At 63.8% G+C, this 8,815-nt stretch carries 9 protein-coding genes; 5 read left to right on the top strand and 4 right to left on the bottom strand.

Annotated elements, in window-relative coordinates; genetic code table 11:
- The first annotated feature begins 154 nt into the window (after positions 1–154).
- Positions 155–2,098 carry a protein-disulfide reductase DsbD N-terminal domain-containing protein gene (locus QZL63_RS09395; RefSeq protein WP_022309056.1) on the top strand — a complete coding sequence of 648 codons (1,944 nt, stop codon included), beginning with the start codon at positions 155–157 and terminating at the stop codon, positions 2,096–2,098.
- 250 nt (positions 2,099–2,348) lie between these two features.
- On the top strand, positions 2,349–3,371 hold the full coding sequence (dusB, locus tag QZL63_RS09390) for a tRNA dihydrouridine synthase DusB (RefSeq protein ID WP_022309055.1): 1,023 nt from the start codon (positions 2,349–2,351) through the stop codon (positions 3,369–3,371).
- A gap of 103 nt (positions 3,372–3,474) precedes the next feature.
- On the opposite strand, the gene QZL63_RS09385 is transcribed toward dusB, so the two are convergent.
- From QZL63_RS09385 to QZL63_RS09375, 3 genes are all read right to left on the bottom strand, one after another.
- Positions 3,475–3,963, bottom strand: a complete 489-nt coding sequence (locus QZL63_RS09385; RefSeq protein ID WP_022309054.1) for a methylglyoxal synthase — start codon at positions 3,961–3,963, stop codon at positions 3,475–3,477.
- 159 nt (positions 3,964–4,122) lie between these two features.
- Positions 4,123–4,551, bottom strand: a complete 429-nt coding sequence (locus QZL63_RS09380) for a DUF5606 family protein (RefSeq protein ID WP_022309053.1) — start codon at positions 4,549–4,551, stop codon at positions 4,123–4,125.
- 29 nt (positions 4,552–4,580) lie between these two features.
- Complete coding sequence (locus tag QZL63_RS09375) at positions 4,581–5,528, bottom strand: mechanosensitive ion channel family protein (protein ID WP_022309052.1); 948 nt, start codon at positions 5,526–5,528, stop codon at positions 4,581–4,583.
- A 98-nt stretch (positions 5,529–5,626) separates the two neighbouring features.
- On the opposite strand from QZL63_RS09375, the gene serB reads away from it, so the two are divergent.
- Genes serB through QZL63_RS09360 form a run of 3 tightly spaced genes read left to right on the top strand, consistent with a single transcriptional unit; the run spans position 5,627 to position 8,413 of the window.
- A complete protein-coding gene (gene serB / locus QZL63_RS09370) occupies positions 5,627–6,856 on the top strand; it encodes a phosphoserine phosphatase SerB (RefSeq protein ID WP_022309051.1) in 1,230 nt (409 codons plus the stop codon).
- Between the two features lie 8 nt (positions 6,857–6,864).
- On the top strand, positions 6,865–7,623 hold the full coding sequence (locus QZL63_RS09365; RefSeq protein ID WP_290586698.1) for a DUF5689 domain-containing protein: 759 nt from the start codon (positions 6,865–6,867) through the stop codon (positions 7,621–7,623).
- Entirely contained in the window at positions 7,595–8,413 is an 819-nt protein-coding gene (locus QZL63_RS09360) for a DUF5689 domain-containing protein (RefSeq protein ID WP_022309049.1), read from the top strand. Before QZL63_RS09365 ends, QZL63_RS09360 begins: the two co-directional genes overlap by 29 nt.
- Here QZL63_RS09360 and QZL63_RS09355 read toward each other — a convergent pair.
- On the bottom strand, positions 8,410–8,815 hold a 406-nt coding region (locus QZL63_RS09355), incomplete at its 5' end, for a GTPase (RefSeq protein ID WP_290586695.1). The genes QZL63_RS09360 and QZL63_RS09355 overlap by 4 nt on opposite strands.

Here is an 8,815-nt window from a genome sequence, read left to right as displayed (position 1 = left end):
ATCCCTACACGACCTCGTCGGTACTCGACGGCGAACCCGCCAAGACCTACACGCTCGAACCCGGGTCGCGCCACTACGCGCTCCCGATCCCGACGGTGGACATCGACCGCTCAAAGGGTGAACTCAAGCAAAATACCTATTGATACGAAGCAAGATGAAACGACTGACCATACTGCTCGGATGCGCACTCCTGGCCGGATGCGCATCCGGAGGGCTCAATGCAGAGGGGAAGGCCGAGCTCAAGGTACTCTACGTCGGGGGAAACCCCGACTACGAGTCCTTCCTCCAGAAGAAAACACCCGAGGAGCACGCTGCATCGGTGAAGGAACGCATGGAGGCGTTCGGGGAGTTTCTCCGCGAACGGTTCGACTCGGTGGCCGTCATCGAGGGCTCGGCATACAAGCCCGAGTTGTCGGAGGGCTACGACGTGACGGTGTTCGACGGCAAGATCCCGGCCATAAAGCCTGCCGTGCGTGAAACCGACGCCGAGGGCAACATCGTACGCTACGTGCGGCCGCAGCTGCTGCCCGAGGATTTCGACTGCGCGGCCGTGACGATCGGCTCGGTCGGTGAGGATGTGGGTCGCGCCATCGGCTCGAAGAACGACTGGTACTGTCTCTGCCTCGACGCACAGGCCCACCACATGGTCGAGGACCACCCGATCTTCAAGGGTCCCTTCCGGACGAAGCTGACCCTCGAAAAGTGCCCGACGCCCGAGGATGCTTTCCACTACACCTATTATTACGACGGGCCGATGCCCGACTCGATCATGATGTGGCGCGTGCAGACCAAGGGCTACAAGACGGACGAAGGGTTCCCGATCGGCATGGTATCGCGTCCGTGGGGATACACCGACTCGCCCGATGCCGAGTACATCTCGAGCGGCGTGTGCGCCAAGACGCTCGACGCGGTGGCCATCGGCCGCCACGGCAACTTCCTTACGTGGGGATTCGCCGCATCGCCCGCCTACCTGACCGAAGAGGCCAAGGCCGTGCTGGCCAATGCCATTTGCTACATCGCCCGCTTCAAGGGCAAGGGCATGCTCGTGCGCAAGTACAACGACCGGATCGCCACACGCGAATACCTGCGCGAGCTGACCTACCTGGCCTCGATGGAGCCCTACGAGGAGCGCGTCGGCTGGACCGAGGAGGCCAACCGCGAGGGGGCCGAGAAGCAGGCTGCGGCACGTGCCAAGAAGGCTCGCGGAGAGAAGCTCTCGGACGAGGAGGCATACTACCTCAACTTCAAGCCCCAGCGTCCGATGACGCTCGAGGAGTATCTGAAGCGGTACGAAAAGGAGGCATTCGAGGTGCTGGGCACCGACCTGGAGGCCTATCCGAAATACTATGCCGAGAACCGCGACTACTTCTACGGCGGCGAGGGAATGTACGTGATGACCGTGGATGAGGACTGCAAGGCCTGGGGTATCGCAAACAACGACATCCGCCTGCTCGAGAAGGCCGTATCGTGCCTCGAGCAGGGCCAGGAGGTCGAGCGGGCCGAGCGGGTGCTGCGGCGCTACACGCTCTGTACGTTCACACGGCCCGAGGAGTGGCGCCAGTGGCTCGACACGTATCGCGACAAGATCTTCTTCACCGAGTCCGGCGGATGGTTCTTCATGGTGGACGGACCGGCCTCGCTGCCCGGAAACGATTACCACGCCCGCGAGAAGGCCGCAAAGGAGGCTTCGGCCGAGGCCGAGCGCAAGCAGGCCGAGTTGGGCGAGACCTCGCAGGCCGAACCGGTGGCCGTGGCGGCCCGGATGGTCGGCCAGGGCGACAGCCGTGCCATCGAGGTGCGCATGCGCATCCACCCCGGATTCCACGTATACCGGCAGGTAGGGGCATCGGATCCCTACATTCCGCTGACGGTGGAGGCCTCGCTGCCCGAGGGATGCACGGCCGGCGAACTGATCGCCCCGGCCCCGCAGCAGTCGGGATCGGCCGGAACGACCGTCTACGAGAACGAGGTGACGCTGACGCTGCCCGTCAAGGGCAACGGCACGGGAACGGCCACCTGCACGGTGGGCTGGCAGAGCTGCGACGACCACGTCTGCACCCCGCCCCAGACCCGTGAGTTCACGCTCCGGATCGAATAACGGGCCGCAGGCAGCGGCAAACACGGGAAACGGCGGAGGGTCTTCGGGCCCTCCGCCTTCGTTTTTCCGTTTTCCACACGGCCGGAGGGTGCCGGGGAAAGGCTGGCGGCAAGGCCGGGCAGACGGGACGAAGGGCGGGAACGCGGTCTGGCGGAACCCGGAGGGAGAAGGCAAAGGAGGCGGAATGCGGTGCGTGGCGTTTTTTTGCGTATCTTTGCCCCGCGCATCAAGGCGCACACTACCCTGCCCTATGAAAATCGCAGATATCGACCTGGGCGAAAAGCCCCTGCTGCTCGCCCCCATGGAGGACGTCACGGACCCCTCGTTCCGCTACATGTGCAAACGGTTCGGGGCCGACGTGGTATACACCGAATTCATCTCCTCGGACGGACTCATACGCGACGCCGCGAAGTCGCTCAAGAAACTCGAGATCGACGATGCGGAACGGCCCGTCGGCATACAGATCTACGGGCACCTGATCGAGCCGATGGTCGAGGCCGCCCGGATGGCCGAAGCCGCCGGACCGGACATCATCGACATCAACTTCGGCTGCCCGGTGAAGAAGATCGCCGGACGCGGGGCCGGGTCGGGAATGATGCGCGACGTACCGCTGATGGTCGAGATGACGCGGCAGATCGTCCGCGCCGTGAAGAAACCCGTGACGGTGAAGACCCGGCTGGGCTGGGACGAGGAGTCGAAGAACATCGAGGAGATTGCGCTCCGCCTGCAGGATGTCGGCATCGCCGCGCTCACGATCCACGGCCGCACGCGGGCCCAGATGTACCGCGGCGAAGCGGACTGGACCCTGATCGGGCGCGTGAAGAACAACCCGCAGATCCGGATCCCAATCATCGGCAACGGCGACGTCGATTCGGGGCCCAAGGCCAAAGAGATGTTCGACCGGTACGGTGTGGACGGCGTGATGATCGGCCGCGCAACCTACGGCCGGCCGTGGATCTTCCGCGAGGTGAAGCACTACCTCGCGACGGGCGAGGTGATGCCCCAGCCGTCGGTCGTCGAACGGGTGGAGATCGCCAAGGAGCATCTGCACAAATCGCTGGAGATCAAAGGAGAGCATGTCGGCATTCTCGAAATGCGGCGTCATCTGACCAACTACTTCAAGGGGTTGCCGAATTTCAAGGAGACGCGTCTGAAGCTGGTCACGTCACTCGACATCGACGAACTTTTCGCCACGCTCGACTGCGTGGCCGAGCGCTGGGGAGGATACGACCTCTCGGAGGCGGTGCCCGCTCCCCTCTCGCACGATCTGTAACCCGAAACGCGATACAAAGACGAAACGGCACCGTGCAGCTGCACGGTGCCGTTTCGTCTTGCGGGAGCCCGGAAGCCCGGGCGTCGGCCCCACCATGCGGCCGTTACTTCAGCACCCGCTCGATGTAGGCCTTGTAGTCCTTCACGACGGGTTTGTAATCCTCGTCCTCGAAAAGGGGCGAGGAGATCAGGAAGTCGGCCGTCGAACGATTGACGGCCGTCGGCACATTATAGAGCGTCGCCAGGCGCAGGAGGGCCTTGACATCGACATCGTGGGGCTGCGCCGACATCGGGTCCCAGAAGAAGATTAGCGCGTCGATGCGTCCGTCGGCAATGAGCGAACCCAGCTGCTGGTCACCGCCCAGCGGGCCCGACTTGAGTAGCGTGATCTGGAGTTCGGGATGCGGCAGCGTGTTCAAATCGTGCTCTCCCCGGTGGTCGCGCAGCGTCCGCTCGACCATCTTGCCCGTCGTCCCGGTGCACACCAGATGGTGTGCACTCAATTTCGCACAATTCCATTCGACCCATTCGGCCAGGTCGCGTTTCATGTTGTCGTGGGCTACCAGAGCCAGCACTTTCGTCTTCCGATCCATAATCGACATGATGTTTTGTTCCTGTTCCGCAAAAATAGTACAATTCGCCGGAAAACGGACTCCGGAGCAGCCCGGAGGACAAAAAAAATCCCGACCCGGAGCGGGTCGGGAGGTCTTGCCTGCCCGGCAGAGGCCAGGCAGCGGATCGGGCACGGCGGATCAGGCCTCGGCAGGAGCCTCGCCGGAGGCCTCGTCCGGTGCGGTCTTGAACTCCGTGAAGCCGGCACGCACCAGGATGTTGTACCACGAGAAGCATTTCTTCATGTCGGAAACATGGACGCGGTCGCGGTCGTACTCCGGAAGCACCTCGGCGAAGTAGGCCTTCAGGTGCTCGGGCGTCTCCTTCGGGTCGATGGCCTCCTTGCCGCCCGTGTGGGCATAGATGCGCGTGAAGACATCGGCCAGAGCGATGTCGTCGCCCTCGGTGAACATCGAAATCTCGGACAGCGCGCTCACCTTGGCCGTGGCCGAGGCATTCATCCGGCGGCCGTCGATCAACGACTCGACGATCACGCCGCGCATCGATTGCGCCACGTATTTATAAAGCCCGGGCTGTCCCGAAATCGCAAGAATCTCTCTCAGTTCCATAGTCTGTAAAAATATCTTTGGGTTAATGGTTACTCCTTCTTCAGGTGGACGTCCATCTGCGGGAACGGGAAGTTGATGCCCGCGGCGGGAAGCTCCTTGTAGAAGCGTTCGTTGTATTCGAAATAGACGTTCCAATAGTCCGCATTGCGCGTCCATGCACGGACGGTGAGGTTCACCGAACTGTCGGCGAGCGCTCCGACCCACACCACGGCCGAAGCCGGAGCCTCGGGTTCGCGCAGGATGCGCGCATCGGCGGAGAACATCGCCAAGATGGCCTGCCGCGCCGCATCGACGTCATCGCCGTAGGAGATGCCGACCGTCCAGTCCACACGCCGCAGGTCGGCCGTCGAGTAGTTGTCGATGATGGCCGTGGCGATCGAGTTGTTGGGGATGTAGATCGTCTGGTTGTCCACCGTAGTGATGACCGTCGAGAAGAGCTTGATCTCGCGCACCGTGCCCGACTGGCCCTGGGCCGAGATGTAGTCGCCCACGCGGTAGGGCTTCATCAGCAGGATCATCACCCCGCCGGCGAAGTTCTGCGCCGTGCCGCTCAGGGCCATACCGATGGCCAGAGTGGCGGCCGAGAAGACGGCGATGAGCGACGTGACATTGACGCCCAAAGTCGAGACCACGATGAGTACCAGCAGCAGCATGAAGACCACGCGGACCGTATTGCGCAGGAACGAACGCAGCGAGATATCGACCTGGCGCCGCTCGCAGATCGCATCGAGGAAGCGGATCAGACGCCGCACGATCCAGCGCCCGATGAAATAGATGGCCAGCGCGATGAGGATCTTCACCACGATCCAGATCGACTCCGAGAGCAGGCTGCGCAACAGCGAATCGATATCCAGGTTGGCCAGCCGGCGCACGGCCTCGGCGAAGTTGGCCTTCTGGACGCTGTCGGGAACGATCAGCGGCGCAGCCTCATCAGCGGCCGCAAAGAGCGGCGAAAACAGGGAGGTCAGCAAATTCATGTTCGTTTCACATACGGTTTACTCGGCAAAAATAGCCAAAAAATGGAGATTTTATTAACTTTGTCCATATTTTACGACATTTAAACGAAATGAGCACCATGCAGCCGCTGAACCAAGTAGAGATCATACAGATCAACATCTCCGGTGCGGACAAGCCCGGAATGACCTCCTCGCTGACCGAGATCCTCGCACGATATGACGCCTCGATCCTCGACATCGGACAGGCCAACATCCACCAGTCGCTCACGCTCGGAATCCTCATCCGCACGACCCCCGACAAGTCGGGAAACATCATGAAGGAGCTGCTCTTCAAGGCTTCGGAGTTGGGTGTGATGATCCGCTTCACCCCCATCTCGGCCGAGCAGTACGAAGACTGGGTCAGCCGCCAGGGCAAGAACCGCTACATCATCACCCTGCTCGGGCGCACGGTGACCGCACGCCACATCGCCGAGGTGACGAAGGTCGTGGCCGAACACGGGCTGAACATCGACGCCATCAAGCGCCTGACGGGCCGCGTGCCCCTGCGCGAGGAGGACCGCCGGGCCCGCTCGTGCATCGAGCTCTCGGTGCGCGGATCGCTCACCGACGAGGAGCGCAGCACGATGCAGGAGGGGTTCATGAACCTCTCGGACCAGGGGCTCGACGTCTCCTTCCAGAAGGACGACATCTACCGCCGCAGCCGGCGCCTGATCTGCTTCGACATGGACTCGACGCTCATCGAGACGGAGGTGATCGACGAGCTGGCCGAAAGGGCCGGCGTCGGGCCGCAGGTGCGCGAGATCACGGCCAGCGCCATGCGCGGCGAGATCGACTTCCGCGAGAGCTTCACCCGGCGGGTCGGACTCCTGCGCGGACTCGACGTCTCGGTCATGGAGGAGATTGCACGCTCGCTGCCCATCACCGAGGGACTCGAACGCATGATGACCGTGCTCAAGCGCGTGGGATACAAGACGGCGATCCTCTCCGGCGGCTTCACCTACTTCGGGAACTACCTCCGCCAGAAATACGGGTTCGACTACGTCTACGCCAACGAGCTCGAGATCGAGGAGGGCAAGCTCACCGGACGCTACGTCGGCGAGATCGTGGACGGGCGCCGCAAGGCCGAACTCCTCCGCCTGCTCTGCCAGTTCGAGGCGATCAACATCGCGCAGTCGGTGGCCGTCGGCGACGGGGCGAACGACCTGCCGATGCTCAACCTCGCAGGTCTCGGAATCGCCTTTCACGCCAAACCCAAGGTCAAGGCCACGGCCCGGCAGTCGATCTCGACGATCGGACTCGACGGAATACTCTATTTCCTCGGACTGAAGGATTCGCGCATCGAGGAATGAGGCGGCGGATGCGGTGGCTCGGGATCGTCGCGGCGGCTGCAGTTGCGGCCGGCTGTTACGACTCCCGCTTCGGGCAGCCCGGGGCGGAGCAGGTGCCGTGGACGCCGACCGAGCACATCGCCGCCCTGCGGGAGCGGTATGCCGGGGAGACGTTCGAGGTGACGGGAGACATCGTCGTCGAGGGCGTAGTTACATCCGACGATACACGAGGCAACTTCTACCGCTCGCTCTGCATCGAGGAGCAGGGCGCGGCGATCGAGATCATGACCGGGACGGACCACCTGCACAACGACTATCCGCGGGGGTGCCGTGTCGTGCTGCGCCTCAGGCAGCTGGCCGTCGGCGAGAGCCGCGGGGTGCTCCAGGCGGGGCGGATGCCCGCGCCCGGGAGCAGCTACGCCACCGACTACATCGGCTCGCAGGCGGCACTCGACCGGGTATTGGCCCGTTGCGGCGGCGAGGTGAAGGAGCCGGAACCGACGCTGCGGACGATCGGCGGGCTGGAGCCCCGCATGTGCGGCACGCTGGTACGGATCGAGGAGCTGCGCTACGAGCCCGAAGAGCTCGCTCCGTCGCAATGGGCCGGATACAAGCGCTTCACTGATGCCGAAGGTCGGGAGATACGCACCTATGTGCGCACCTATGCCGACTTCGCCGAAGAGGAGGTTCCGGTCGGAGCGGTTACGCTCACGGGGATTCTCCAGCTCGACGGGAAGGAGTACATACTCAAACTGCGCGATGAAAACGACTGCCGACCGATGCCGTAAGGCCGCAAGGAGCGGTGCGTCCGCCCGAAGAGCGGTCGGGGTGCTGGCGGCAGCCGGTATGCTCGCCGCGGCGGGGTGCGACCGGGCCACGGAGCCGCGCCCCCGGGAGGAGCAGCCCGTGCGGCACACGATCGCCTACCTCAAATCCCTGTGCGACGGGGCCGAAAGCCGGCTGGTGACCCGCGAGATCACCGTCCGCGGGTTCATCACCGCGAACGACCGCTACGGGGAGTTCTACAAATCCATCGTTCTGGAGGACGAGACGGGCGGAATCACCGTGGCCGTCGATCAGACGGGTACGGCCGCCGAATTTCCCTTCGGGTATGTGGCCACGCTGCACGGCGCGGGGCTGCGGCTCTGCGCCTACGGCGGAAAGGTCGGGATCGGCATCGGCGCCGGAGAGCAGGGAGCCGAGGGGATTCCGGCGGAGGAGACGGGCCGATACCTCACGGTAGAGCCGCCCGGCGAGGAGCGCCACACGGCCCGGACGGTGACCATCGACGGAATCGGACCCGGGCTCGTCGATACCCGGGTGCGGATCGACGGCGTGCGCTTCGTCGAGAGCGGCGCGACGTGGTGCGACACCGACCCCGAAACGGGGCGGACGGTGACCACCGAGCGGACGATCGTGGACGAGCAGGGCAACACGCTCGCCGTGCGCACGCTCGGGAGCTGCTCCTACGCAAAGGAGCCTCTCCCCGAAGGAAGAGGCTCCCTGTATGGCGTGGTGGACTGCTTCAGCGGCAAATACTCGCTCCGCGTCACCAACCGCGACCTGCTGTTCCCCTAACGCTGCAGCGCCTCCCAAAGCATGTCCTTCAGGCGCGCGATGTTCAACCCCGAGACCGAAGAGATGAAGACCGAGGGAATGCCCTCGGGCAGGTGTGCGCGCAGCTCCTCGAGCAGCCCGTCGTCGAGCATGTCGCACTTGGTGACGGCCAGCAGCCGCTCCTTGTCCAGCAGCTCGGGGTTGTACTGCGTCAGCTCGCCCAGCAGGATGTCGTAGTCGCGGCGGATGTCGTCGCTGTCGGCCGGAATCATGAACAGCAGCACGGAGTTGCGCTCGATGTGGCGCAGGAAGCGCGTGCCCAGGCCGCGGCCCTCGTGCGCCCCCTCGATGATGCCGGGGATGTCGGCCATGACGAACGACTTGTGGTCGCGAACCTCGACGATGCCCAGATTGGGTTCGAGC

The sequence above is a fragment of the Alistipes sp. CAG:268 genome (assembly GCA_000434235.1).
GTDB lineage: Bacteria > Bacteroidota > Bacteroidia > Bacteroidales > Rikenellaceae > Alistipes > Alistipes avistercoris.
The sequence above is the reverse complement of the archived record's forward strand: the minus strand, read 5'-3'. Positions and strand labels throughout refer to the sequence as shown.

Excerpts from the sequence above, each read along its gene's own strand:
- QZL63_RS09395 (WP_022309056.1), top strand. The coding sequence starts at position 155 with ATGAAACGACTGACCATACTGCTCGGATGCGCACTCCTGGCCGGATGC.
- dusB (WP_022309055.1), top strand. The coding sequence starts at position 2,349 with ATGAAAATCGCAGATATCGACCTGGGCGAAAAGCCCCTGCTGCTCGCC.
- QZL63_RS09385 (WP_022309054.1), bottom strand. The coding sequence starts at position 3,963 with ATGGATCGGAAGACGAAAGTGCTGGCTCTGGTAGCCCACGACAACATG.
- QZL63_RS09380 (WP_022309053.1), bottom strand. The coding sequence starts at position 4,551 with ATGGAACTGAGAGAGATTCTTGCGATTTCGGGACAGCCCGGGCTTTAT.
- QZL63_RS09375 (WP_022309052.1), bottom strand. The coding sequence starts at position 5,528 with ATGAATTTGCTGACCTCCCTGTTTTCGCCGCTCTTTGCGGCCGCTGAT.
- serB (WP_022309051.1), top strand. The coding sequence starts at position 5,627 with ATGCAGCCGCTGAACCAAGTAGAGATCATACAGATCAACATCTCCGGT.
- QZL63_RS09365 (WP_290586698.1), top strand. The coding sequence starts at position 6,865 with ATGCGGTGGCTCGGGATCGTCGCGGCGGCTGCAGTTGCGGCCGGCTGT.
- QZL63_RS09360 (WP_022309049.1), top strand. The coding sequence starts at position 7,595 with ATGAAAACGACTGCCGACCGATGCCGTAAGGCCGCAAGGAGCGGTGCG.